This is a genomic window from Xanthomonas sp. NCPPB 1754, assembly GCF_041475725.2.
Lineage (GTDB): Bacteria > Pseudomonadota > Gammaproteobacteria > Xanthomonadales > Xanthomonadaceae > Xanthomonas > Xanthomonas euvesicatoria.
Window position 1 is genome coordinate 1783113 of sequence record NZ_CM192982.1, and the last position, 22979, is coordinate 1806091.

23 protein-coding genes and 2 pseudogenes are annotated in these 22979 nt (G+C 65.5%); 15 read left to right on the forward strand and 10 right to left on the reverse strand.

What is annotated here, in order from left to right; all coding sequences use genetic code 11:
* Positions 1 to 20: 20 nt before the first annotated feature.
* The 5 genes from pstA to ACCQ15_RS07910 form a co-directional block, all read right to left on the reverse strand.
* Entirely contained in the window at positions 21 to 890 is an 870-nt protein-coding gene (gene pstA / locus ACCQ15_RS07890; RefSeq protein ID WP_008572164.1) for a phosphate ABC transporter permease PstA, read from the reverse strand.
* Positions 890 to 1864, reverse strand: a complete 975-nt coding sequence (pstC, locus tag ACCQ15_RS07895) for a phosphate ABC transporter permease subunit PstC (RefSeq protein ID WP_003487154.1) — start codon at positions 1862 to 1864, stop codon at positions 890 to 892. The genes pstA and pstC overlap by 1 nt, the downstream gene beginning before the upstream one ends.
* A 112-nt stretch (positions 1865 to 1976) precedes the next feature.
* Positions 1977 to 3068 (reverse strand): phosphate ABC transporter substrate-binding protein PstS, encoded by a 1092-nt coding sequence (pstS, locus tag ACCQ15_RS07900; protein ID WP_008572162.1) that lies wholly within the window; start codon positions 3066 to 3068, stop codon positions 1977 to 1979.
* A 348-nt stretch (positions 3069 to 3416) separates the two neighbouring features.
* Positions 3417 to 4436: a phosphate ABC transporter substrate-binding protein PstS gene (gene pstS, locus ACCQ15_RS07905; protein ID WP_071118289.1), complete on the reverse strand. Its 1020-nt coding sequence runs from the start codon at positions 4434 to 4436 to the stop codon at positions 3417 to 3419.
* A gap of 190 nt (positions 4437 to 4626) precedes the next feature.
* On the reverse strand, positions 4627 to 5877 hold the full coding sequence (locus ACCQ15_RS07910) for an OprO/OprP family phosphate-selective porin (RefSeq protein ID WP_008572160.1): 1251 nt from the start codon (positions 5875 to 5877) through the stop codon (positions 4627 to 4629).
* 337 nt (positions 5878 to 6214) lie between these two features.
* On the opposite strand from ACCQ15_RS07910, the gene ACCQ15_RS07915 reads away from it, so the two are divergent.
* The 3 genes from ACCQ15_RS07915 to ACCQ15_RS07925 all read left to right on the forward strand — a co-directional run bounded on the left by ACCQ15_RS07915 (position 6215) and on the right by ACCQ15_RS07925 (position 8911).
* A complete protein-coding gene (locus ACCQ15_RS07915; protein ID WP_014089829.1) occupies positions 6215 to 6535 on the forward strand; it encodes a hypothetical protein in 321 nt (106 codons plus the stop codon).
* Positions 6536 to 6650: 115 nt separating this feature from the next.
* The gene (locus tag ACCQ15_RS07920) at positions 6651 to 7331 is read left to right on the forward strand and encodes a carbonic anhydrase (protein ID WP_011346996.1); all 681 of its coding nucleotides are present in this window, start codon (positions 6651 to 6653) and stop codon (positions 7329 to 7331) included.
* An 11-nt stretch (positions 7332 to 7342) separates the two neighbouring features.
* Complete coding sequence (locus ACCQ15_RS07925) at positions 7343 to 8911, forward strand: SulP family inorganic anion transporter (RefSeq protein WP_008572157.1); 1569 nt, start codon at positions 7343 to 7345, stop codon at positions 8909 to 8911.
* Between the two features lie 222 nt (positions 8912 to 9133).
* On the opposite strand, the gene nth is transcribed toward ACCQ15_RS07925, so the two are convergent.
* Genes nth through ACCQ15_RS07940 form a run of 3 tightly spaced genes read right to left on the reverse strand, consistent with a single transcriptional unit; the run spans position 9134 to position 11011 of the window.
* Positions 9134 to 9844 (reverse strand): endonuclease III, encoded by a 711-nt coding sequence (gene nth / locus ACCQ15_RS07930; protein WP_057681563.1) that lies wholly within the window; start codon positions 9842 to 9844, stop codon positions 9134 to 9136.
* Positions 9841 to 10221, reverse strand: coding sequence for a hypothetical protein (locus ACCQ15_RS07935; RefSeq protein ID WP_057681562.1), 381 nt, complete (start codon positions 10219 to 10221; stop codon positions 9841 to 9843). Before ACCQ15_RS07935 ends, nth begins: the two co-directional genes overlap by 4 nt.
* A 7-nt stretch (positions 10222 to 10228) precedes the next feature.
* Positions 10229 to 11011 carry an enoyl-CoA hydratase/isomerase family protein gene (locus ACCQ15_RS07940; RefSeq protein ID WP_218195582.1) on the reverse strand — a complete coding sequence of 261 codons (783 nt, stop codon included), beginning with the start codon at positions 11009 to 11011 and terminating at the stop codon, positions 10229 to 10231.
* A 163-nt stretch (positions 11012 to 11174) separates the two neighbouring features.
* Here ACCQ15_RS07940 and ACCQ15_RS07945 point away from each other — a divergent pair, with 163 nt between their 5' ends.
* The 4 genes from ACCQ15_RS07945 to ACCQ15_RS07960 all read left to right on the forward strand — a co-directional run bounded on the left by ACCQ15_RS07945 (position 11175) and on the right by ACCQ15_RS07960 (position 14700).
* Positions 11175 to 11873: an FKBP-type peptidyl-prolyl cis-trans isomerase gene (locus ACCQ15_RS07945; protein ID WP_004429231.1), complete on the forward strand. Its 699-nt coding sequence runs from the start codon at positions 11175 to 11177 to the stop codon at positions 11871 to 11873.
* A gap of 112 nt (positions 11874 to 11985) precedes the next feature.
* Entirely contained in the window at positions 11986 to 12789 is an 804-nt protein-coding gene (locus ACCQ15_RS07950; protein ID WP_014089834.1) for a CoA pyrophosphatase, read from the forward strand.
* Positions 12786 to 13658: a sulfurtransferase gene (locus ACCQ15_RS07955; RefSeq protein WP_372381399.1), complete on the forward strand. Its 873-nt coding sequence runs from the start codon at positions 12786 to 12788 to the stop codon at positions 13656 to 13658. Before ACCQ15_RS07950 ends, ACCQ15_RS07955 begins: the two co-directional genes overlap by 4 nt.
* Before the next feature lie 88 nt (positions 13659 to 13746).
* Positions 13747 to 14700 (forward strand): DUF1684 domain-containing protein, encoded by a 954-nt coding sequence (locus tag ACCQ15_RS07960; RefSeq protein WP_372381400.1) that lies wholly within the window; start codon positions 13747 to 13749, stop codon positions 14698 to 14700.
* A gap of 219 nt (positions 14701 to 14919) precedes the next feature.
* Here the strand turns inward: ACCQ15_RS07960 and ACCQ15_RS07965 are convergent, their stop codons facing one another.
* Positions 14920 to 15495, reverse strand: a complete 576-nt coding sequence (locus ACCQ15_RS07965) for an N-acetylmuramoyl-L-alanine amidase (RefSeq protein ID WP_008576336.1) — start codon at positions 15493 to 15495, stop codon at positions 14920 to 14922.
* 23 nt (positions 15496 to 15518) lie between these two features.
* Here ACCQ15_RS07965 and ACCQ15_RS07970 point away from each other — a divergent pair, with 23 nt between their 5' ends.
* The 8 genes and pseudogenes from ACCQ15_RS07970 (at position 15519) to ACCQ15_RS08005 (ending at position 22322) form a co-directional block, all read left to right on the forward strand.
* Positions 15519 to 16010: an MOSC domain-containing protein gene (locus ACCQ15_RS07970; RefSeq protein ID WP_071118286.1), complete on the forward strand. Its 492-nt coding sequence runs from the start codon at positions 15519 to 15521 to the stop codon at positions 16008 to 16010.
* Entirely contained in the window at positions 16007 to 16534 is a 528-nt protein-coding gene (locus ACCQ15_RS07975) for an alpha/beta hydrolase (protein WP_008576332.1), read from the forward strand. Before ACCQ15_RS07970 ends, ACCQ15_RS07975 begins: the two co-directional genes overlap by 4 nt.
* Positions 16535 to 16574: 40 nt before the next feature.
* Positions 16575 to 17081: a GNAT family N-acetyltransferase gene (locus ACCQ15_RS07980; protein ID WP_008576330.1), complete on the forward strand. Its 507-nt coding sequence runs from the start codon at positions 16575 to 16577 to the stop codon at positions 17079 to 17081.
* Between the two features lie 311 nt (positions 17082 to 17392).
* Positions 17393 to 17890: pseudogene (locus ACCQ15_RS07985) on the forward strand (ATP-binding cassette domain-containing protein); the annotation flags it as partial.
* On the forward strand, positions 17869 to 18060 hold the full coding sequence (locus tag ACCQ15_RS07990; protein ID WP_041469552.1) for a hypothetical protein: 192 nt from the start codon (positions 17869 to 17871) through the stop codon (positions 18058 to 18060). The pseudogene ACCQ15_RS07985 and the gene ACCQ15_RS07990, both read left to right, overlap by 22 nt.
* Positions 18057 to 20192 (forward strand): bifunctional 23S rRNA (guanine(2069)-N(7))-methyltransferase RlmK/23S rRNA (guanine(2445)-N(2))-methyltransferase RlmL, encoded by a 2136-nt coding sequence (rlmKL, locus tag ACCQ15_RS07995; RefSeq protein WP_057681557.1) that lies wholly within the window; start codon positions 18057 to 18059, stop codon positions 20190 to 20192. The genes ACCQ15_RS07990 and rlmKL overlap by 4 nt, the downstream gene beginning before the upstream one ends.
* Positions 20193 to 20412: 220 nt before the next feature.
* Positions 20413 to 21189, forward strand: coding sequence for an NAD kinase (locus ACCQ15_RS08000; RefSeq protein WP_008576325.1), 777 nt, complete (start codon positions 20413 to 20415; stop codon positions 21187 to 21189).
* Positions 21190 to 21356: 167 nt separating this feature from the next.
* A pseudogene (locus ACCQ15_RS08005) lies at positions 21357 to 22322 on the forward strand (5'-nucleotidase).
* An 81-nt stretch (positions 22323 to 22403) separates the two neighbouring features.
* Here the strand turns inward: ACCQ15_RS08005 and ACCQ15_RS08010 are convergent.
* Entirely contained in the window at positions 22404 to 22970 is a 567-nt protein-coding gene (locus ACCQ15_RS08010; RefSeq protein ID WP_065627540.1) for a DUF2939 domain-containing protein, read from the reverse strand.
* Positions 22971 to 22979: the final 9 nt, after the last annotated feature.

A 22979-nucleotide genomic window follows, 5' to 3' on the forward strand; every position in this document is an offset into this window, starting at 1 on the left:
CGGGTGTCCGGAGGGAAAGGTCAGTCATTGGAAATCTTGTTGCGCAAGAGCAGGGCACGCGCACCCAGGCTCACCAGCAACACGAACACGGTCAGTACCAGCGCGCCGGCCCAGGCCAGCGTTTGCCAGGTGTCGTACGGGCTGCCGGCGAATTGATTCATGATCACCGGCACGCTGGCCATCGGCTGGAAGATGTTGCTGTTCCAGTACTGGTTGCCGAATGCGGTGAACAGCAGCGGTGCGGTTTCGCCGCTGATGCGCGCCAGTGCCAGCAGCACGCCGGTGACGATGCCTGCCGAGGCGCTGCGGTACAGCACCTGCACGGTGACTTTCCACTGCGGAATGCCCAACGACAATGCGGCTTCACGCATCTGCGCCGGCACCAATCGCAGCATTTCGTCGGTGGTACGCACCACTACCGGCAGCACGATGAAGGCCAGCGACAGTGCGCCGGCGAATGCCGAAAAGCGCCCACCGGTCTGCATCACGTACAAGGTGTAGACGAACAGGCCCAGCACGATCGAGGGCGCCGACAACAGGATGTCGTTGACGAAGCGCACCACCACGCCGGCCTTGCGCGCATTGCCGTACTCCGCGAGCCAGGTGCCTGCGGCGATGCCCAGCGGCGTGCCGATGGCCAGCGCCAGCCCGCACATCACCGCACTGCCGAAGAAGGCATTGAGCAGGCCGCCTTCCTGCATCGGCGGCGGCGTCATCTTGGTAAACAGGTTGAGGTCGATGCCCGGCACGCCCTTGGACACCAGCGTCCACAGGATCCAGGCCAGGAAGAACAAACCAAACAACGCAGTGACGCAGGAGAGCAGCAACGCAATGGCGTTGACGACCCGGCGGCGGTTGTACAGCGATTGCGACACCGAAGCGGCGGACATCAGTTGCCCTCCCGACGCGACAGCTGCATCAGCATGAAGCGTGCGATGGCCAGCACGATGAAGGTCACGATGAACAACACGAAGCCCAGCAGCAGCAATGCCGACCGGTAGGTTTCAGTGGCTTCGCCGAAATCGTTGGCGATCAACGCCGCGATGGTGGTGCCAGGCTCCAGCAGCGACGGCGACAGGCGCACCGTGTTACCGACCACGAACGCCACTGCCATGGTTTCGCCCAGCGCACGCCCCAAACCCAGGAACACGCCGCCGATCACCGCCGAGCGGGTGTAGGGCAGCACGATGTCCCAGCTCACTTCCCACTTGGTCGAGCCCAGTGCGTATGCCGATTCCTTCAAGCGCGTGGGCACGGTCAAAAACACTTCGCGCATGACCGAAGAGATGAAGGGAATCACCATGATCGCCAGCACGAAGCCGGCGGTCAGCAGGCCGATGCCCAACGGCGGGCCCTGGAACAATGGGCCGATCAGCGGCAGCGTGCCGAGATGATCGTTGAGCCATGGCGTGACATGTTCGGTCATCACCGGCACCAGCACGAACAGGCCCCACATGCCGTAGATGATCGACGGAATGCCGGCCAGCAGTTCGATGGCGGTGCCCACCGGGCCACGCAGCCAGCGCGGTGCCACTTCGGTCAGAAAGAAGGCGATACCGAAACTCACCGGTACCGCAATCAGCATCGCGATCACCGCGGTGACCAGGGTGCCGTAGATCGGTGCCAGCGCACCGTATTTGTTTTCGACCGGATTCCAGTCGGCCGAATAGAAGAAACTCAGGCCCTGCATCTGCAAGGCATGGCGTCCGCCCCACAGCATCGACAGTGCCGCGCTGCCGAGCGCCAACAGGACGAAAACGACCGTAGCGGCCAGCGCAAGCTTGAACAGGCGATCGGCACGTGCGTCGCGCAGGTCGCGGCCGCGTGGCGCGGTCATCGCTTCGGGAATGGCGGTGGCATTCATTCGATTGGACTCGTCACCCGCGCAATGGCGGGAGCGTGAGACAGCAGGAACGGCGAGGCACCTTCAGGTACCTCGCCGCAGCGCAGCCCGCCGCATGGGCGGGTGCAGGGCATTACTTGAACTCGCTGCCCCAATAGGCTTCGATCTGCTTCACCAGCTCCGGCGGCAGCGGCACGTAGTGCAATTCGCTGGCCTGGGCCTGGCCGTTTTCCAGCGCCCACTTGAAGAAGTCCAGCGTCGCCTTGCTGCGCGCGGCGTCCTTGGATTGCTTGTGCATCAACATGAAGTTGGTCGCGGTGATCGGCCACGCCTTCTCGCCCGGCGCATTGGTGATCACCAGGTTGAAGTCACGGGCGTTGGCCCAGTCGGCGCTGGCAGCGGCGGCAGCAAAGCTTTCCGCGTTCGGCTCGACCCACTGGCCGGCCGCGTTCTGCAGCGAGGTGTACGGCATCTTGTTCTGCAGGGCGTAGGCCAGCTCGACGTAACCGATCGAGCCCTTGATCTGCTGCACATACGAGGCAACGCCTTCGTTGCCCTTGCCACCCACGCCGCCCGGCCACTGCACCGAGGTGCCTTCGCCGACCTTGCTCTTCCACTCCGGGCTGACCTTGGACAGGTAGTTGGAGAAGTTGAAGGTGGTGCCCGAACCATCCGAGCGATGCACCAGGTTGATCTTGGTGGCCGGCAGGGTCACGCCCGGGTTGGCCGCCACAATGGCCGCGTCGTTCCACATGGTGACCTTGCCCAGGAAGATATCGCCCAGCAGGGCGCCGGTCAGGCGCAGCTTGCCCGGCGCGATGCCTTCCAGATTCACCACCGGCACCACGCCGCCGATGGCGGACGGGAACTGGCCCAGGCCAGCCTGTTGCAGTTCCGTGCTGTCCAGCGGTTTGTCGGTCGAGCCGAAATCCACGGTGCCGGCCTTGATCTGCGCAATGCCGCCGCCGGAGCCGATCGACTGGTAGTTGACCTTGTTGCCGGTGGCGGCGTTGTAGTCGGCCGACCACTTGGACACCAGCGGATAGATGAAGGACGCACCGGCGCCGGAAATTTCAGCGCCCTTGCTGTCGCTGGCAGTGGCGCCTGCGGTCGGCGCGCCCTTTGCGGCGTCTGCGGACTGCGCGTCCTTGCCGGGCGAGCACGCGGCCAGGGCGAGGGCGATGGTGAGGGACAGGGCGGTCAGGCTGGCCGACTGCAATTTCATGGAAGCTCCGAGGCTGGATTGGCCGGTGTCTCCGGCAGACCACACTATGAAATGATGTTTTTGTTACACCTGCATGACAGTGCCTTCTGGCCAACGCATCACAAAAAAAAGGACGCGGACCGCGGAGGGCGTGGCACCCTCCGGGATCCGCGTCCCGGGGCCGACGCCGGGGAGAGAGACGGCGTCGTTCCTTTACGCGTTTTCGTGCTGGCTGCCGAGCCTCGGTGCGGGGCACCTGGTTGCCATTTCAGGCGGCACTGCAGGTCGCCGGCATGGACCAGACAACCGCCCATGCCGTTCAAGGCATGGCTTGCCCACCTTGGCGCTGCACCAGAGGCTGCGCCGTCCTTAGTGCGGCAGATTCTTGGCCCAATACGCCTCGATCTGGGTAACCAGCGTGTCCGGCAGCGGCACGTAGTCCAACTGCTTGGCCTGCGCATCGCCCTTGGTGTAGACCCAGCGGAAGAAGTCCAGCGTGTTCTTCAGGCCAGCCGGGTTCTTCGGCTTTTTCTGCACCAGAATGAAATTGGTCGCCGTGATCGGCCAGGCGTTATCGCCAGCGGCGTTGGTCATCACCAGATAGAAGTCCTTGGCCGTGCCCCAGTCGGCACTGTTGGCCGCGGCGGCGAAGGTTTCATCCGATGGTTGCACGAACTTGCCGGCCGCGTTCTTCATTGCGGTGTAGGCCATCTTGTTCTGCAGCGCGTACGACAACTCGACATAGCCGATGCCGCCCTTGATCTGCTTCACGTAGGCGGCCACGCCCTCGTTGCCCTTGCCGCCGATGCCGGTCGGCCACTGCACGGCAGTCCCTTCGCCAACCTTGCTCTTCCAGTCCGGGTTGACCTTGGACAGGTAGTTGGTGAAGTTGAAGCTGGTGCCCGAACCGTCGGAGCGGTGCACCACGGTGATCTTGCCTTCCGGCAGTTTCATGCCCGGGTTGAGCGCGGCGATGGCCGGGTCGTTCCAGGTGCTGACCTTGCCTAGGAAGATGTCGCCCAGCGTCTTGCCGTCCAGCTTGAGCGTACCGGCGGCGACGCCCGCAACGTTGACCACCGGCACCACGCCGCCGATCACCGAGGGAAACTGCGCCAGGCCGGCAGCGGCCAATTCTTCCGGCTTGAGCGGGGCATCGGACGAGCCGAAGTCCACGCTGGCCGCCTTGATCTGGGCAATGCCGCCGCCCGAACCGATCGATTGGTAGTTGACCTGCTTCTTGGTGGCGGCGTTGTAGTCGGCCGACCACTTGGACATCACCGGGTAGATGAACGACGCACCGGCACCGGTGACATCGGCAGCCTGGGCACACAGTGCCAGCGAGGCGGCGAGTACGCCGACGGCCAGACGGGTCTTGAAGGAGTGGATCACGGAACAGCTCCTGTAGCGAAGGGATGAGGACGTCCCGCCGTGGTGCCATTGCAGGGCAATGGCATGACCATGCGGTGTCTGGGAAATGACAGGGCGATGACGGCATTGCGCCGTCGGATGTTCAGGCCGGCAGGAAGTGGCGGCGCTGCCACCGCGTGCGCTCGACCGATCGCACGCGGCAGCGACGCACTTACCAGTAGAACTGCGCGCGTGCTTCGATGATCGACGGGTTATCGTCGACCAGGCCGCGGGTGGTGCTGTTGTAGCGGGTGCTGTCGACCTTGGCGTAGTCGAGGGCGAACTTGAAGTTCGAGCGCCAGTACCAATTGGCGCCGACCGTCCAGATGTTCATCTTGCCGCCCAGCACGCCATCGACGAACGGTGTGTTGCCGTTGGCGACCAGGTGGCCATCGTTGAGGTCCAGGGTGTCGTAGCGCACCGCCAGCTGCCACATGCCCGATGCCGGCTCGTTGGGCAGCGGGGTGGTCGGCACGCCAGCCTTGTAGCCCCAGGTTTCGCCGGTGAGGTTCCAGACGCCGCTCACGTACCAGCCGTCGCTCTTATAGTCGTGCGCATTGGCACCGATGCGGTTAGCGTTTTCCTGGAAGTACTCGCTCTGCAGCTTGAACGGCCCGGTGATCCACATCGCCTCGGCACCGGCCACGCCAACGTTGTCCACATTGGTGATGGCGCCGCTGTCGATCAGGCGAACGGTGGTCAGGTCGGCGTCGGGGCGTGCGCGCAGGCGCAAGGTGTCGTCGTCGGTGTCGTAGGCCAGGTAGCTCAGGCCGAAGTGCAGCACGTTGCCAGTCTCGTTGATCGGCGCCCAGGTGCCGCGCGCGCCATAGCCGTTGCCGTGCGCCTGGTTACGGGTCAGCTCGCGGCCGAATGCACTGGCGGTCACGCTCCAATTGTTGTCGCCCATGCCATAGGCCACGCCCAACCGGCGCGAGATGCCATAGGTGTTGGTCACCGACGCCTTGGAGACGAAGTCGTTGTTCTTGGTGCTGGACAGTTCTTCCAGGCTGTTGGGCTGCTTGAACTGGCCGATCTGCAGGTAATTGTTCGCGTTGCCGCCGAACTTGTACTTGATGTTGTTATCCAGGAAGCGGCCCGTGCTGCGAATGGTGGTGCCACGGATGGTGACCTCCTTCAGCACGCTCGGGTCATAGCCGGCGACCCATTCGAAGTTGCCCGGGCCCTTGCCTTTGAGGACCAGCTCGGCGCGCCGGATGCTGAACTCGGAATTGTCGCCATTGGCACCGATCGGGCCATTGAGGTCCTGCACATCGTTGTGGAACCAGTTGCCGTCGGCCTGGACCAGGCCTTCCAGCGAGATTTCCGAACCACCGATTACATCGATGGCGATCTCGGCGTGTGCTGCAGGGGCGGCCAGTGCCAGCAGCAGCGCGGAACCAAGCAGGGTGGGAGCGAGTTTCATAGATGCCTTGCGACCTGAGAAAGTGGGCGCAGGCTAGGGTGTGAAGGTTGCGTTAATATGACAAAACAACAGAAACGTAATACGTCATTTTTGCCAATAAAGACAAGAGTTTACGTGCGTTTCAACTATGTCAGTGTGTGTCAAAAAACTGAACGGCGCTGTTTTATGACAGTACTCGGTGCCAACCTCAACGCCTTGAATTTCCCAGCTGTGGCGCTGACGGGCTGAACTGGCGCTATGTCAGCCTGAACACATGCGTCAGTTTGTGCGGCGCACCACTTGCATACGCGGCGTCAAAATTGTTAGCTTCGAGGCCATGTTTCCTCGATTCCTCCAAATGCTGTTGGTCTGCCTGCTCGCGCTTTCCGCGTGGTCGGCAGCCAATGCGCACGCGCGCATGCATCATGCGTTCGTGGGCGACGGCCTGGCGGTAATGGTGGATGCTGGCGAAGAACGCGATGCAGCAGAAGATCCGCAGGACGACGGCGATACACAGAGCCAAGTCGACACACAGCCTGCAGACGATATCCCCTTGCTCTCCCAAGCATGGCCGATGCTGGCGCGGTATTCCCCCTCTTGGCACGCGCACCATGCGCCGGCAAATCAAAAACGCGACCTGATCCCACAGCTGCGCCCTCCAAACGCACTGCTTGGCTGATCCCCGCTTTCGCTGCACCCGGTGCGTTCCGCGCCGGATTCCCAATTGATTTGTTTGTCTTTGCAATTCGCGGTTTGCGCCGCGGATGGCTATTCGTTGCCTAGAGGAATCTCCCATGGAAAGTTTGCTAGAAGGTTTTCGCCATTTCCGTAAGGAAGTCTATCCGCGCCAGAGTGCGCGCTTTCAGGAGCTGGCAGGCGGCCAGAGCCCGCATACGCTGTTCATCACCTGCGCAGACTCGCGCGTCATGCCGGAGCTGATCTTCTCCGCACAGCCAGGCGAATTGTTCGTCTATCGCAATATCGGCAATGTGGTGCCGCCGTACTCGCAACATGTCAGTGGCGTGGTGGCAGCGATCGAATACGCCATCGCAGTGCTGGGCGTGCGCCACATCGTGATCTGCGGGCACACCGACTGCGGTGCGATGAAGGCCGTGCTCAAGCCGGAGTCGCTGGAAGACGTGCCCTCCGTGGCAGCGTGGCTCAAGCACACCGATGCGGCGCGCCATGTCACCGCGCATCACGGGCACGATCCGCAGAGCCATGAAGCGCTGAGCTGCATGACCGAAGAGAACGTGGTCTCGCAGTTGGACCACCTGCGCACGCAGCCGGTGGTGGCAGCGCGCCTGGCGGCAGGCACGTTGCGCATCCACGGCTGGATCTACGATATCGCGCACGGGGAGATCCGCGCCTTCGATGCCGAGAAGGGTGGCTTCCGGCCACTGCTGGCCGAAAGCACCCCCGAAGCCACTCCACGCCCGCGACTGCAGCAAGTCGTGCGCGCTGAACTCGCCTGACGGAGCCTGCCATGAACACATCAGGTATCGGCGGATATTTCCGCCAGGGACTGTTTGGGCGTGATTTATTGGCGTCCGTGGTGGTCTTCCTTGTCGCGCTGCCGCTGTGCATGGGTATCGCGATCGCATCCGGCATGCCGCCCGCCGCGGGCCTGATCACCGGCATCGTGGGTGGTCTGGTCGTCGGCTTTCTGGCGGGTTCTCCGCTGCAGGTGAGCGGGCCGGCCGCCGGCCTGGCTGTGTTGGTGTTCGAACTGGTGCGGGAGCACGGCGCTGTTGCGCTCGGGCCGGTGATCTTGGTGGCCGGCGCAATTCAGCTGATTGCCGGTCTGTGCCGCGCAGGCGTCTGGTTCCGGATGACATCGCCGGCCGTTGTGGCCGGCATGTTGTCGGGCATCGGCATCCTGATCGTGGCCTCGCAGGCGCACGTCTTGATGGATGCCGCGCCCAAGGCCCGCGGTCTGGAAAACTTCGCTGCATTGCCTGGCGTGTTGTGGCAGGCCATCAGCGAGGGAACCGGCCGTAATGCGCTGTTCGTGGGTCTGGCGACGATCGGTATCATCCTGGCCTGGGACAAGCTGCGCCCGCAGCGCCTGCGGTTTTTGCCGGGTGCATTGATCGCGGTGGTGGTTGTCACCGCGACCGTGCAGTTGCAGGGCTTGAACGTCAACAAAGTCGATGTCCCGACCAATCTGTTCTCTGCGATCAGCATCCCCAGCATTTCCGACATCTTCGGCGTGTTCAACCACACCTTGCTGGTCTCGGCAGTGACCTTCGCCTTCATCGCCAGCGCCGAGACCTTGCTGTCGGCGGCGGCGGTGGACCGCATGCATCAGGGGGCGCGGACGCAGTACGACCGTGAGCTGGCGGCGCAGGGCGTGGGCAATATGCTCTGCGGCTTCCTGGGGGCATTGCCGATGACCGGGGTGATCGTGCGCAGCGCGGCCAACGTGCAGGCCGGTGCGGCAACGCGTGCATCGACCATCCTGCATGGCAGCTGGCTGCTGGTGTTCGCCATGCTGTTGCCGTGGCTGCTGCGGATGACGCCGGTGGCCTGTCTGGCCGGCATCCTGGTCTATACCGGCGTGAAGATGATCAAGATCGGGCAGGTCAAGGAGCTGGCGACCTATGGCCGCGGAACGGCCGCGATCTACCTGGCGACCACCTTCGCGATCGTGGCCACCGACCTGCTGACCGGCGTGCTGATCGGCTTCGGTCTGTCGCTGTTCCGTCTGGCACTGCATTCGTCGCGTCTGAAGGTCGAGGTGCGCGAGCACGCCGACAAGAAGGACGAAATGCATCTGACCCTGCAGGGTTCGGCCACCTTCCTGAAGGTGCCGGCCATGGCACGTACGCTGGAAAGCGTGCCGCCGAACACTGCGCTGCATCTGGATGTGGCCAAGCTGCACCACGTCGATCATGCCTGCATCGAGTTGTTGCGCGACTGGAGCCGCAATGCGGCCTCACGCGGCTGCGAACTGGTGGTGGACTGGAAGGAGCTGGATCGACGTGTCGAAGGCCAGCCCACAGTGGATGGCGTGCTGGTGGAACAGCGCGTCGAGCAGGCGAAAGCTGCGTAAAGTGTTGTAAACGCCCGGCGTTCGCGCCGGGTGACCCCCATCGTGATCGGGTGATGCATGGCGCCGAAAGACGCATCATCCGGTCACGATTTTTTTTTTGGGGGAGTGGGGAGTCGGGATTCGGGAGTCGGGAGTCGGGATTCGTGAAAGCCTGCGACCTTGTGGTTTGCTGAGTGGGATCAGGTTGCGCGGTTGCGCCGTTGCTCCGGCGCCACTGCTGCCTCAATTCTTGGTTTTTGTTTGCCGCTCAGGCGCCGGTGGCGTCTTGTCGCGGTAGCGGCATAGATCGTGGATCACGCAGCCCGGGCAATCCGGTTTGCGTGCCTTGCAGACGTAGCGGCCGTGCAGGATCAGCCAGTGATGCGCATCGTGCAGAAACTCGGCCGGGATCACCTTGACCAACTTGTCTTCGACGGCGCGTACGTCCTTGCCTGGTGCAAGGCCGGTGCGGTTGGAAACGCGAAAGATATGCGTGTCCACGGCCATGGCGGGCTCGCCGAAGGCGGTGTTGAGCACCACATTTGCGGTCTTGCGGCCCACGCCGGGCAGCGCTTCCAGCGCGGCGCGATCGTGCGGCACGTCGCCGCCATAGCGCTCCAGCAGGATGCGGCAGGTGGCGATGACGTTCTTGGCCTTGGCGTTGAACAAGCCGATGGTGGAGATGTACCGCTTCAGGCCTTCTTCGCCGAGATCGAGAATGTCGCGCGGGGTGTTGGCCACCGGATAGAGCTTGCGGGTCGCCTTGTTGACGCCGACATCGGTGGCTTGCGCCGACAGCAGCACCGCGATCAATAACTCGAATGGGGTGGTGTATTCCAGCTCGGTGGTGGGGTGCGGATTGAGTTCGCGCAGGCGCTCGAACATCTCCTGTATCTCGGGCTTGCGCATGCTGCTGCCACGACGCGCCGGTACCATTGCCTGGGGTGTGTTCATGGCTGCGCTCCGCCAGCGGCTTTCGCCTTCGCGCGCGCCAGGATGGCAGCGGCCAGCGGCGGCAGTGCGGGCGTTGCCGGTTGGCTGGGTGCCAGGGCGGGCGCCCTGCGCGCATCGCGTTCGGCGGCGCGCCGTTGCAGGCGCGCCGAGCGCGCGCGGTAGCGTTCGCGCGCGGCCCAGGCGTCTTGTAGACGGCGTTGCGCGCTGAGCAACGTGGCACAGACCTGCGGGCAGTCGGCGTCCAGCGTATCGTGCTGCGGGTCGGGCAGATACGCCATCAAGCCGAGTGCTAGCGCACGATCCAGGTCGTCGGCCTGCACACAATCGAACAACCGCAGCGGCAACGGACGCGATGCCGGAATGAGCTCGAGCGTCATGGCGATATCAGCGGTTGTGGAACTGGGCGGGGCGTTTATCGAGGAATGCGCGAGTGCCTTCGCGCATGTCGTCGGTGGCGAACAACAACGCAAATTGCGCGGTTTCCAGCTGAAGGCCTTCCTCGATGGCGCATTCGCCGCCGAACACCACCGCATCCAGAATGCCGCGCAGTGCCAGCGGCGCTGCAGTTGCCAGGCGTTGCGCAAGCGCCAGGGTTTCTTCGTGCAGGGCATCCGCTTCGACCACGCGATTGACCAGGCCCAATTGCAGTGCGCGGGCCGCGTCGATCGGCAGGCCGAGCAGGCACAGTTCCAGCGCTGCGGCGCGGCCGGTGAGGCGCAGCAGGCGCTGCGTGCCGCCAAAGCCGGGGATCAGGCCGAGATTGATTTCCGGTTGCCCCAGGCGCGCTGTTGCTGCGGCGATGCGCAGGTGGCACGCCATTGCCAGCTCCAGGCCGCCGCCCAGCGCAAAGCCATTGATCATCGCGACCACCGGCTTGGGCATGCGCTCGATCCGGCGCATCAGCTGCTGGCCCAGCAACGAGAACTCGCGCGCCTGGATTGCCGACAGGTCACTCATTTCCGCGATATCGGCACCCGCCACGAAGGCCTTGGGGCCGGCGCCGGTGAGAATCACGGCGCGTACATCGTCCGCATTGGCTGCGTCTTGGAACGCCTGATCCAGGGCCTGCATGGTCTGCCGGTTCAATGCGTTCAGTTTGTCCGGCCGATTGACCGTAATCGTCCGGACGCTGGCGTGATCGGCGATCAGAATGACGTGATTGGACATGTGAACCCTTGCGAACGTAAAAAAATAGTAAACACGGAACTTCCCAAACCCTTGCTGGTCCTAGCTTTCGCGATAAGTAGCGGTTCGGTATCGCGGCCGCTATCCTAGCGCGTCATCTCAGGCGGCAGACCCGTCCTGTGCCACCACCCTGGAGAATTGTTTGATGAAGTTGCGTTCTATCGCGGTCGCTGTGGCGGCCCTGGCCCTGACGGGCAATGCACTGGCCCAGGACACGACGTCCGAGAAGGGCAAGTTGAGCTATTACTTCGGCTACGACTACGGCAACAACCTTGCCGAGCTCACCGGCCGCGGCGAGCAGCTCGACATCAACTCGGTGGTAAAGGGTCTGCAGGACGCCTATGCCAAGAAGCAGCCGGCCATCACTGCCGACCAGTTGAAGCCGGCCGTTGAGGCGTTCCAGAAGCGCGAGCAGGGCCGTGCCCAGCAGGCCAAGGCCGAGTACGACAAGGCCGCTGCAGCCAACAAGACCAAGAGCGATGCGTTCCTGGCCAAGAACAAGAGCACCGCCGGCGTGCAGACGCTGCCGAGCGGCGTGCAGTACCGCGTGATCGAAGCCGGCAAGGGCGCCAAGCCGACCCAGGCCAGCACCGTGCAGCTGGAAGTGGCCGGTCCGTTCCCGTTCGGCGACCGCGAGAAGGCACGTCCGGCGCAGCAGATCCCGGCCATCAAGGTCAGCGAAGTCGAAATGCAGGCCATGCGCGACACGCTGCTGCAAATGCCGGCCGGCTCGAAGTGGGAAGTGACCCTGCCGCCGGAAAAGGCCTACGGTGCCGACCCGCGTACCCCGTTCCCGCCGAACGTGGCTGTGCAGTTCGAGATCAAGTTGGTCAGCGTCAAGTAATTGCATGTGATGTTGTTGCGACAACGCCGGCCACCAGGCCGGCGTTGTCGTTTTGGTCCAGCGATTGTCTGAAGAGAACGATGCAACGATGCAGCGGCTGCAGGACCCAGCGATGAGTGGCAACGATGTCGGATCCGAGGCAGGCCCTCTGCCCAGTCCGTGTATCGGTGTATGTTCGCTGGACGCGCAGTCGCACTGCGTCGGCTGTTTGCGCAGCCTGGATGAAATTGCACGCTGGATGAGCATGAGCGACGCCGAACGCCAGGACTATCTGCACACGGTGCTGCCCGCACGCGCGCTGACGGCGCGGCTGCCCGAATACGCGCAGTTGAGGCGGGCGCTGTATCCGCTGGATACCGCGCCGGCCGGGCCGGGTTGGAACCATGCCGAGCTGATCGACCTGACCGACGGCGACCCGTCTGCCGAAGCGGCGGTGCTGTGCGGGCTGGTGCCGCGCGAACAGGGCACGACGGTGTTGCTGACCCGGCGCACGGACAGCCTGCGCCATCATGCCGGGCAGGTCAGCTTCCCCGGCGGGCGGATGGAGCCGTCCGATGCCGATGCCGCTGCTGCAGCGCTGCGCGAGAGTTGCGAAGAAATCGCGCTGGGGGCGCAGCACGTGCATGCCTTGGGGTACCTGGATCCGTTTGTGACGGTGAGCGGATTTCGGGTGACGCCGGTGGTGGCGGTCATCGACCCGGCGTTCGTGGCGGTGCCGCAGCCGGATGAAGTAGCGGACGTCTTCGAAGTGCCGCTGGCCTATCTGATGGACCCGGACAATCTGCGCAGTGTGGAACTGGAGTTCCGCGGACGCCCGCGACGCGTGCTCGAATACGACTGGCCTGCCCACCGTATCTGGGGCGCCACCGCCGCCATTCTTCTCAATCTTCGTCGTCGCCTGGAGCAGGTTGCATGAGTGCCGATCCGAACTGGACCACGCTGGTCGATGCCGCCACGCTTTCGGCCGCGTTGCAGCATCCACAGCTGCGTCTGCTGGATGCGCGTGCCGCGCCACCGACTGCGCCAGACCCGCACGCAGCGCGCAAGGCGTACGCGCAGGGGCATCTGCCCGGCGCGCACTATGCCGATCTGGACCACGACCTTGCAGATCTGTCACGGCCGGCGCAGGGGCGGCATCCGTTGCCGCATAGCGAGGCCTTTGCAAGACGCCTCGGTGAATGGGGCATCGATCCGCAGAGCCAGGTGGTTGTCTACGACGCAGGCGATGGCAGCATGGCGGCCGCGCGCGCATGGTGGATGTTGCGGCTGATGGGCCATCGCCGGGTGGCGGTGCTGGACGGTGGCTTGGCCGCGTGGCGTGCGGCCGGTTTTGCGGAAAGCTCCGAGTCGCCTGCCTCGCGCAGCGGCACCGCGTATCCGGGCCACTTTGACGCCACGGCGGTGGTGGATGCCGAGCAGATCGCGCAGCGCCTGCAGCAGGCGCCGGGCTGGTTGCTGGACGCACGGGCAGGCGAGCGTTTCCGTGGCGAAGTCGAGCCGATCGACCCGGTGGCCGGGCACGTGCCCGGTGCAGTGAGTCGCCCGCTGGGACTAAGCCTGCGTGATGGTCGCTTCAAACCAGCTGCCGAACTGCGCGCCGAGTTGTCCGCGTTGCTGGGTGCGTACCGGCCCGAGCAGGCGGTGGTGATGTGCGGATCGGGCGTGACGGCCTGCCATCTGTTGCTGGCATTGGAAGTGGCCGGGTTGTCCGGCGCGCGCGTCTACGCCAGTTCCTGGAGCGGTTGGCTGCAAGATGCCTCGCGCCCGGTCGCGACCGGCGCCTGATTGCAGGCACAATGGCGGCAGGAACGGTGACCTGTGGGGACGCAGGTTCGCTGCGCGGAGCGCAGTTTCTTGCAGTGCTGGGTGAGCCATGCGGTTGCAGTTACGGGTTGGCGCGCTGTGCGTCGCGGTATGGACGCTGGCTGCCTGTTCGGCGGAGTCGTCCGCCGATGTCAGCGATACGCCTGCGGTCGCTCATGGCAATGCGGCGCCGCATGATGTGTACGAAGTCGCGCTGGAACGCGCGCGTGCGGAGCGGCTGAGGCAGCTGCGGGCGCCCGATGGGTGGTTGAGCTATACCGGTTCGGGGCGCGTGCGCGCCGGCCAGTACCGTGTGGGCAGCGACCCGCTCAGCGATATCGTCCTGCCTGCCGGCCCTGCGCAGCTGGGGCAACTGACGCTGGATGCTGCAGGACACATACGCTTTCGCGCAGATGTCTCCGCCGCGGTGACGCTCAACGGGCAGCGCATCGGCGACGTGCGCCTGCAACCAGAGCGGGCAGGGCAGCGCGGCGACCGGCTGGACGTGGGTGGCCGACAGTTCTACCTGGTGCAGACCGGCGCCTTGTACGGCTGGCGCTTCCGCGACCCGGCAGCGCCGGCGCTGACGCAGTTCGACGGGTTGGAATATTTCCCGACCGATCCGCAGTGGCGCATCCAGGCGCAGTGGCAACCCTATCCAACGCCGCGCACGACCACCTTGCTGACCTCGATCGGCACGCCGCTCACCGTGGAGGTGCCGGGAGAAGCCGTGTTCTCGCTCAACGGCCACGAATACCGCTTGCGGCCGCTGCTGCAGGAAGATGGCCAGGGCCTGTTCTTCCTGTTCGCCGACCGCACCAGCGGCAAGGAGAGTTATGGCGGCGCGCGGTATCTGTTTGCCACCTCGCCCCGCGATGGTCAGGTGGTCCTGGATTTCAATCTGGCCGAAAACCCGCCATGCGCACTGACGACCCATGTGGTCTGCCCCATCGCGCCGCCTGAAAACCGGTTGGACGTGGCAGTGAATGCCGGCGAGAAGACTTACCGTGCGACCGAACGTTGAGTGTGCTGCAACGGGTGGACGGTGTGCGAGGCAAGAGGTGTTTTCAATGGCTCATCACAGCATCCGGGAGCGGTCACGTGCGTGTTCTCCGGGCGACGCTGTCTTTCGACGGCGCGGCTGGCACGCAGGTTGGATCGCTTCTCGGCGCTGTCGGGCGCGACCGGGCATGACCGACGTAACGCAGTGACTCGCCCACCGGCAGGGGCAAGAAAGCGCCTCCTAACGCGGCGTGTGCGACCAGCTCACCGCCGCTTCGATGCGCGGCCACGGGAACAGCGGGCCGGGGTCGAGCTTGCGCCGGATTTTACGGGCCGGGTCGTCGCTGGCGGCTTCCTGGGTGGTATCCAGCGCCTGATGGCCGGCGATGCGCCGCACCGAGGGCAGCTGCTGCTGCAGCCATTGCAACAAGGTGATCAGCGCGGCGATCTGCGCTTCGGGATAGGGTTCGGTCATCTGCTGATACCGCGAATCCAGCCAGTGCGGATAACGGCCGCGGTTGACCAGTTCGATGCCCAGCGTATGCGGGTTGTGCCCGCGCACATGATGCGCAACGCGCTCCAGGGCGACGTATTGCTGGATGCTGCCGTTGCGATCGAGGTAGTAATGCCCGCTGTTGCCGGTGCCGCTGTCATAAAGCACGCGTTCGCCGTATTCGCGCGCCATCGCCATGTCCGGCAATTCGGTGCAATGGATGACCACCATGTCGATCTGGGTGAGCGCGCGCCTGGCCAACCGCGATTCGTAGGATAACGGCGCATAGGTGATTGGCGGCGACGGCAAGACGGCATCGGACATGGAGCGGATGCTAGCATTGCCCGATGGCTTTGAATCCCGACAGCCCTCTGGGCAAATTGATGGCGACGCTGCCACAGACCGGTCAGGTGACCTGGATCGGCGTGCGCCCGGCGCGTGAGGTGGCGATGCAGGAAGTGGACGCGGCGCAGGTGAGCACCGGTATGGGTCTTGTGGGAGACCGCTACAAGGGTGGCAGCGGCAAGCGCGGCGTGACCCTGATCCAGGCCGAGCATTTGCCGGTGATCGCGGCGCTGTCAGGACACGGCACCATCTCGCCGGCGACGCTGCGGCGCAACCTGGTGGTGTCCGGAATTGCGTTGATCGCGCTGAAAGGGCGGCGATTCCGAATCGGCGAAATCGAATTGGAAGGCACCGACCCGTGCGACCCATGTTCGCGCATGGAAGATGCCCTGGGTGCGGGCGGCTATAACGCCATGCGCGGCCACGGTGGGCTGTGCGCACGCGTGCTGCGCGGCGGCGTGCTGCGCATCGGCGATACGGTGCAGGCGCTATGAGTCGCGGCCATTGCATCCTCTCGCACGGCTTCGAAAGCGGCCCGGACGCCTTGAAGGTGACCGCGCTGGCCAACGTGGCCGAGCAGTTGGGCTGGACCCATGAGCGCCCGGATTACACTGACCTGGATGCACGCCGCGAGGTGAGTACGCTGGGCGACGTGCCAGGCCGGCTGCAACGCCTGCTGGAAATTGCGCGGGCGGCGGCCGAGAAGGGGCCGGTGGTGCTGGCCGGCTCCAGCCTGGGCTCGTATATCGCCGGGATGGTGTCGTTGCAGGTGCCCACGCGCGGCCTGTTTCTGATGGTGCCGCCGACCAAGATGGGCCCGATGCCGGCGCTGGACGCCGCATCGGTGCCGATCTCGATCGTGCATGCCTGGCGCGACGCGTTGATTCCGGCCGCCGACGTGATCGCCTGGGCGCAGGCCCGGCATGCGCGCCTGCTGCTGGTCGACGATGACCATCGTCTGGCCTCGCACGTCGACGCCTCGGCGCGCGCGTTCGCAGCGTTGTTGCAGGGCCTGTGATGCGGACGGTTGCCAGCCATGGCTGCGCGCGGTGCCACCGATGAACGTGTTGATCCGCGAAGCCACCGAAGGCGACGCCGCTGCCATCGAACTGCTGACCATGGTGGCCTTCATGCGCGCCGAACACAGCCGGCATGACGAGCACCAGGTGATTGCAGGATTGCGTCAGGACGGCGCACTCGTGTTGTCGCTGGTCGCCGACCACGACGGCTACGTGGTCGGGCATCTGGCCGTCTCGCCGGTGGCGCTGTCGGACGATTCGCCCGGCTGGTTCGCGCTTGGCCCGCTGGCCGTGGGGCCCGGCCATCAACGGCAAGGGCTGGGGACGCGGCTGGTGCAGGCCGCGCTTGCCACGTTGCGCGAGCGCGGCGCCGCAGGCTGCCTGGCGCTGGGCGAGCCGGCGTTTTTCCGGCGCTTGGGCTTTGCGGTCGAACCTGGCCTGGCGTTGCCCGAGGTGCCTGCATCGGAATTGCAAGCCCTGGCGTTCGGCGACCGGCTGCTGCCGCTGGCCGATGTGGCTTACCACCCGGCGTTCGGGCTGGGTTGAGCGCCGGCTGCATTGGCCCGGCCTGTTGCGCCGGTGTCGCTGCCAGTGCGGCTGGTTGGACTGGCTGCACTTCACCTGAGGATTGGTCCGATGCGCCATTGATGCCGCCGTCGTGATGACGGCCTACCCGCTGCTGGTCCGGTTGGATCGTCACGTGTGCTGGCATGCAATGGAGACCCGGATGACTGTCCGTCGCTGACGCTGGAAAGCGTGGCGCATGCGCTGCCCGATGGCAGCGCGCTGTTTTCCGATCTGAACATCCATATCGACCAACGCGCGACCGGCTTGGTCGGGCGGATTGGCCTGGTCGCCCGAACGGCAGCGGCAAGTCCACATTGCTGCAGCTGCTGGCCGGGCGCCTGCAGCCCGGCGCCGGGCATTGCCAGGTGCATGCGCCGGCCGCCTATCTGGATCAGCACCTGGCGCTGCTGGACCCGGCGCGCTCGGTCGTTGCGCAGTTGCAGGACGCGGATCCAGCTGCGCCGGCCCACGCACAGCGGCTGCGCCTGGCGCTGCTGGGGCTGGACCGGGCGCGTGCCGACCTGCCCTGCAGCCGCCTCAGCGGCGGCCAGCGGCTCAAGCCGGCACTGGCCTGCGCGCTGTACCGGGCGCAGCCGGCGCAACTGCTGTTGCTGGACGAGCCCACCCACCACCTGGATCTGGCCTCGGTGGAAGCGATCGAGGCGCTGCTGCGCGGCCATCAGGGGGCGCTGGTCGTCGCCTCGCACGATGCCGCCTTCCTACAGTGGTTGGGCCTGCAGCAGCGCCTGGACACGGCACAGGCGCAATGGCGGCTGGCGCCGTGGTGAACCGTGCGGCGGGCGATCCGGGCGCCGGGCTGGTAATGCCGGCCGCGATGGCCGACCATTTGCGGCCCGTCCACCGCGGCCGCGGCATTGCCTACCCAGGCGCCGGCCCGCTGTCCTGCTTTCACGCTCGCCGCCGCGGCCAGCGTCTTTATCGATACCTGCCTACGTGAAATTCTTCGCATCCTGCGCCAAGGGCCTGGAATACCTGCTTGCCGACGAGCTGCTTGCGCTCGGTGCCAGCAAGGCCACCGCCACTATTTCCGGCGTCAACGTCGAAGGCGAACTGCGCGATGCGCAGCGCGCCGTGCTGTGGTCGCGCCTGGCCAGCCGCGTGCTGTGGCCGCTGACCGAATTCGATTGCCCGGACGAAGACGCGCTGTACGCCGGCGTGGCCGAACTGCCCTGGGACGCGCATCTGTCTGTGGGGCATACGCTGTCGGTGGACGCACATGTGTCCGGGACCGCCATCACCCACGCACGCTATGCGGCGCAGCGCATCAAGGACGCGGTGGTGGACACCATGCGCCGGCAGGGCCTGGAGCGCCCGTCGGTGGACGTGGAAAACCCCGACCTGCGCCTGAACCTGTCGCTGCGCAAGGGCCGCGCCACCATTTCGGTGGACCTGGGCGGCGGCCCGCTGCATCGACGCGGCTGGCGCATGGCGCAGAACGAGGCGCCGTTGAAGGAAAATCTGGCCGCAGCGGTGCTGATGCGCGGCGGCTGGCCGCGCGCCTATGCCGATGGCGGCGGCTTGCTCGACCCGATGTGCGGCAGCGGCACGCTGCTGATCGAAGGCGCGCTGATGGCCGCCGATGTCGCGCCCGGTCTGCAGCGCTACGGCAGCGATGTGCCCAGCCGTTGGCGCGGCTTCGACCGCGAGAGCTGGCAGCAGCTGGTGAGCGAGGCGCGCGAACGCGACAGCGTCGGCCGTGCTGCGCTCAAACAGGTGATCCATGGCAGCGACATGGACCCGCACGCCATCCGCGCCGCGAAAGAGAATGCGCAGGTGGCCGGCGTGGCCGAGGCGATCTGGTTCGGCGTGCGCGAAGTCGGTGAGTTGCAGACGCCGCCGCAGGCCACCGGCGTGGTGGTGTGCAATCCGCCGTACGACGAGCGCCTGGCCGCCGATGCGGCGCTGTATCGCCGTCTGGGCGATACCTTGCAGCGCGTCGTGCCGCAGTGGCGTGCCAGCCTGCTGTGCGGCAATGCCGAGCTGGCGTATGCCACCGGCCTGCGCGCGGGCAAGAAATACCAGCTGTTCAACGGTGCGATCGAATGCGCGTTGATCGTCTGCGACCCGATCGCAGTGCCGCGACGCACCCCGCTGGCAGCGCCGACCGCGCTCAGCGAGGGCGCGCAGATGGTGGCCAACCGGCTGCGCAAGAATCTGCAGAAATTCAAGAAGTGGCGCGCGCGCGAAGGCATCGAATGTTTCCGCGCCTACGACGCCGACCTGCCGGAATATTCCGCCGCCATCGACGTGTACCAGCAAGCCGACGGCGACCGGCGCATCTTCCTGCATGTGCAGGAATACGCAGCGCCAGCGACGATTCCCGAGGCCGATGTGCGCCGTCGTCTCAACGAATTGCTGGCCGCCGCACGCGAGGTCTTCGAGGTGCCGGCCGAGCGCGTGGCGCTGAAGTCGCGCGAGCGCGGCAAGGGCGGCAGCAAGTACGGCCGTTTCGAACAGCGCAACGAAATCGTCCACGTGCGCGAACACGGCGCGTTGCTGCGCGTGAACCTGTTCGATTATCTGGATACCGGGCTGTTCCTGGACCATCGCCCGCTGCGCGGCACCATGGCGCAGCAGAGCAAGGGCCGGCGTTTCCTCAACCTGTTCTGCTACACCGGCGTGGCCAGCGTGGAAGCGGCGGTGGCCGGTGCGGCGTCCACCACCAGCGTGGATCTGTCGGCAACCTACCTGCAGTGGTGCGCCGAGAATCTTGCGTTGAACGGGCTGGCCGGCAGCAAGCACAAACTGGTGCAGGCCGATGCGCTGGCCTGGCTGGAAGCCGAGCGTGCGCACTTCGATGTGATCTTCTGCGACCCACCGACCTTCTCCAACTCAGCGCGTGCGGAAGATTTCGATATCCAGCGCGAGCATGTGCGTCTTTTACGCGCGGCCGTGGCGCGGTTGGCGCCGGGGGGCGTGTTGTATTTCTCCAACAACTTCCGTCGCTTCAAGCTGGACGAGGAAGGGGTGGCGGAGTTCGCGCAGTGCGAAGAAATCAGCCCGCGCACCATCGACCCGGATTTCGAGCGGCATGCGCGCATTCATCGCGCCTGGCGGTTGACGGCCTGAGCTCGCGCCGGTTGCGTCCGATGGCGCGCCGGCTCGGCTCGCGTAGACGCCAGCAGACGCGGTTGCCGAGGTGCCATGCGTCGCAGGCGCGGGAGCGCGTGCTTGCCACGACGCGACCGCTGCCGTGCACGCGCAGAAGGCGTGGGCATGATCGCAACGCACCCACAACAAGCCCAGCACAGGGCTGCGGTATGCTGATTCGCATGCTCTGGAGTCAACGATGACCGCACCACCTCGCATCGCTTTTCTTGCCAGCCCCGCCGAGCCGGCGGTGGCCGCGCGCGCACGCCTTACGCAGCGCTATGGCGACCATGCCCTGGACAGCGCCGACATCGTCTGTGCGCTGGGCGGCGACGGGTTCATGTTGCAGACGCTGCACCGGCATGGCGCCTCCGACAAGCCGGTGTTCGGCATGAAGCTGGGCTCGGTCGGCTTTTTGATGAACCAGTACCGCGACAACGAAGACGACCTGCTCGAGCGCCTGCAGCGCGCCGAGCCGGCGTATCTGCGGCCGCTGGAAATGCAGGTGCAGACCGAATCCGGTGCCAGTGCCGGCTCGCTGGCCTACAACGAGGTCTCGCTGTTGCGGCAAACCCGGCAGGCCGCGCATCTGAGTGTGGATCTCAACGGCCAGACCCGCATTGCCGAGCTGATCGGCGACGGCGTGATGGTGGCCACGCCGGCCGGCAGCACGGCGTACAACTATTCGGCGCACGGGCCGATCCTGCCGCTGGGCTCGCATACGCTGGCGCTGACGCCGATCGCGCCGTATCGTCCGCGGCGCTGGCGCGGCGCCATCCTCAAGGCAGATACCGAAGTGCGCTTCCGCGTGCTCGACCCGTACAAGCGCCCGGTCAGCGTCACTGCCGACTCGCACGAAATTCGCGACGTGGTCGAAGTGACCATCCGCGAATCCACGCAACGCCAGGTCACGTTGTTGTTCGATCCCGAACACAATCTGGAAGAGCGCATCTTCAGCGAGCAGTTTGCGGTTTGAGGAGCGGGGATTTGGGATTCGAGATTCGGGATTGGCAACGGCAGCAGCGTGCCACGTCGTCTTTAGAATCGCGCGCACGCGCTACGATGCTGCGCGGATGGGCGATCAAATCCCGACCTCCAGTCCTGCTTTAAACCACTCCCTAATCCCCAATCCCGGCCTCCCCAATGCCCGACAACTCCCCAAGGTTATTGACCGTCGCGGTGACCTCGCGCGCCCTGTTCGATCTCGAAGAAGGCCATGCGCTGTTCGAGGCCGACGGAGTGGAGGCGTATTCGGCATTCCAGCGCGAGCATGAGGACGACGTCCTGCAACCTGGCGTTGCGTTCCCGGTGGTGCGCAAGCTGCTGGCGCTCAATCACGATGTGCCCGAGGACGCGCCGCGGGTGGAGGTCATCCTGCTGTCACGCAATTCCGCCGATACCGGCCTGCGCATCTTCAACTCGATCCAGCATTACAACCTGGGCATCGTGCGTGCCACCTTCACCTCGGGCAAGCCGACCTGGCCGTACGTCAAGCCGTTCGGGACCGACCTGTTTCTCTCGGCCAATCCGGAATCGGTACGGCGCGCGCTGAGCCATGGCATCGCGGCGGCGACCATCATGCCGCGCGCACTGGGCGAACGCGCCGAGGCCGCGGCGGCAATCGTGGACAACGACGAAAGCCGTTTGTCGACGCAGCTGCGGATCGCCTTCGATGGCGATGCGGTGATCTTCGGCGACGAGAGCGAACGCATCTCGCGCGAGCAGGGCGTGGAAGCGTTCGGGCGTCACGAGCGCGAACGCGCACGCGAGCCGTTGTCGGTGGGGCCGTTCCGTAATTTTCTGGCGGCCCTGCATACCTTGCAGGCGGCGTTTCCGCCCGGCCAGGCCTCGCCGATCCGCACGGCGCTGGTCACTGCGCGCTCGGCGCCGGCCCATGAGCGGGTGATCCGCACCTTGCGCGAGTGGGGCGTGCGTCTGGACGAGGCGCTGTTCCTGGGCGGGCGTCACAAGGGCCCGTTTCTTTAGGCGTTTGGTGCGGATATCTTCTTCGACGATTCGCAGCACAACATCGACAGTGCGCGCCAGCATCAACACGTGGCCGCCGGACATGTGCCGCACGGCGTGGCCAACGATCCGCCGTTTGCCTGAGCCACACACCCGCGCACGACAGGACGGGCTGCGCGGCGTCTGCGCTGGCTGACGCGCCAAAGTATTGTCGCGAAGGGACGCTTAGCGTCCCTGTCCCGCTTGCGCGTCAGCCAACGGCAGGCGGATATCGGTCAGCCGCCATCGCAGGCCTTGCCGCGTCAACACGAACACCACCGGCGCGCCAGTGGCGGTATGCGTAGTTGCGGTAAAGCGGCGAGTGGACTCGAAGCGTTGTTCGGCGCCTCGCAGCGGCCGTGCGGGCGCTGGCGCGGCGTAGGTGTCGGCGCTGACGGTGTCGCCGGTGACCCGATTCCAGACGCTGTGGCCTTGCAACAGCGCGCCAATCCCAAGCGGCGTGACCAGAGTATCCACGCCCGCGCCGCCGATGCCGCTGGCGAGCTGCAAGGCGAACCCGCCGAGCAAGCTCGATTGCAGGCTGCTCCCGGCCTGGCGCACCAGGTAATCGTCCAGCTGCGCCTTGAGGTTGACGCGCAGAGTCGGGAAATCCACGTGTCGCTCCAGCTGTCCGGCATCGCGGTTTGCCACAGCCTGGCTGATGCCGCGGATGGCCAGATATGGTCCGGCAACGACGTACCCGGCCAGCAGCACGACGGCCAGCACCGGCAGCAGCAGCCAGCGCTTCCTCATCGTGTGCAT

Coding starts and splice junctions, on each gene's coding strand:
- ACCQ15_RS07920 (WP_011346996.1), top strand. CDS start 6,651: ATGGAAAGTTTGCTAGAAGGTTTTCGCCATTTCCGTAAGGAAGTCTAT.
- ACCQ15_RS07940 (WP_218195582.1), bottom strand. CDS start 11,011: ATGTCCAATCACGTCATTCTGATCGCCGATCACGCCAGCGTCCGGACG.
- ACCQ15_RS07915 (WP_014089829.1), top strand. CDS start 6,215: ATGCTGTTGGTCTGCCTGCTCGCGCTTTCCGCGTGGTCGGCAGCCAAT.
- pstA (WP_008572164.1), bottom strand. CDS start 890: ATGTCCGCCGCTTCGGTGTCGCAATCGCTGTACAACCGCCGCCGGGTC.
- ACCQ15_RS07945 (WP_004429231.1), top strand. CDS start 11,175: ATGAAGTTGCGTTCTATCGCGGTCGCTGTGGCGGCCCTGGCCCTGACG.
- ACCQ15_RS08000 (WP_008576325.1), top strand. CDS start 20,413: ATGACCGCACCACCTCGCATCGCTTTTCTTGCCAGCCCCGCCGAGCCG.
- ACCQ15_RS08010 (WP_065627540.1), bottom strand. CDS start 22,970: ATGAGGAAGCGCTGGCTGCTGCTGCCGGTGCTGGCCGTCGTGCTGCTG.
- pstC (WP_003487154.1), bottom strand. CDS start 1,864: ATGAATGCCACCGCCATTCCCGAAGCGATGACCGCGCCACGCGGCCGC.
- ACCQ15_RS07970 (WP_071118286.1), top strand. CDS start 15,519: ATGGCTTTGAATCCCGACAGCCCTCTGGGCAAATTGATGGCGACGCTG.
- ACCQ15_RS07950 (WP_014089834.1), top strand. CDS start 11,986: ATGAGTGGCAACGATGTCGGATCCGAGGCAGGCCCTCTGCCCAGTCCG.
- ACCQ15_RS07990 (WP_041469552.1), top strand. CDS start 17,869: ATGGCGGCTGGCGCCGTGGTGAACCGTGCGGCGGGCGATCCGGGCGCC.
- nth (WP_057681563.1), bottom strand. CDS start 9,844: ATGAACACACCCCAGGCAATGGTACCGGCGCGTCGTGGCAGCAGCATG.
- ACCQ15_RS07910 (WP_008572160.1), bottom strand. CDS start 5,877: ATGAAACTCGCTCCCACCCTGCTTGGTTCCGCGCTGCTGCTGGCACTG.
- ACCQ15_RS07925 (WP_008572157.1), top strand. CDS start 7,343: ATGAACACATCAGGTATCGGCGGATATTTCCGCCAGGGACTGTTTGGG.
- pstS (WP_008572162.1), bottom strand. CDS start 3,068: ATGAAATTGCAGTCGGCCAGCCTGACCGCCCTGTCCCTCACCATCGCC.
- ACCQ15_RS07975 (WP_008576332.1), top strand. CDS start 16,007: ATGAGTCGCGGCCATTGCATCCTCTCGCACGGCTTCGAAAGCGGCCCG.
- ACCQ15_RS07960 (WP_372381400.1), top strand. CDS start 13,747: ATGCGGTTGCAGTTACGGGTTGGCGCGCTGTGCGTCGCGGTATGGACG.
- ACCQ15_RS07935 (WP_057681562.1), bottom strand. CDS start 10,221: ATGACGCTCGAGCTCATTCCGGCATCGCGTCCGTTGCCGCTGCGGTTG.
- ACCQ15_RS07955 (WP_372381399.1), top strand. CDS start 12,786: ATGAGTGCCGATCCGAACTGGACCACGCTGGTCGATGCCGCCACGCTT.
- ACCQ15_RS07980 (WP_008576330.1), top strand. CDS start 16,575: ATGAACGTGTTGATCCGCGAAGCCACCGAAGGCGACGCCGCTGCCATC.
- ACCQ15_RS07965 (WP_008576336.1), bottom strand. CDS start 15,495: ATGTCCGATGCCGTCTTGCCGTCGCCGCCAATCACCTATGCGCCGTTA.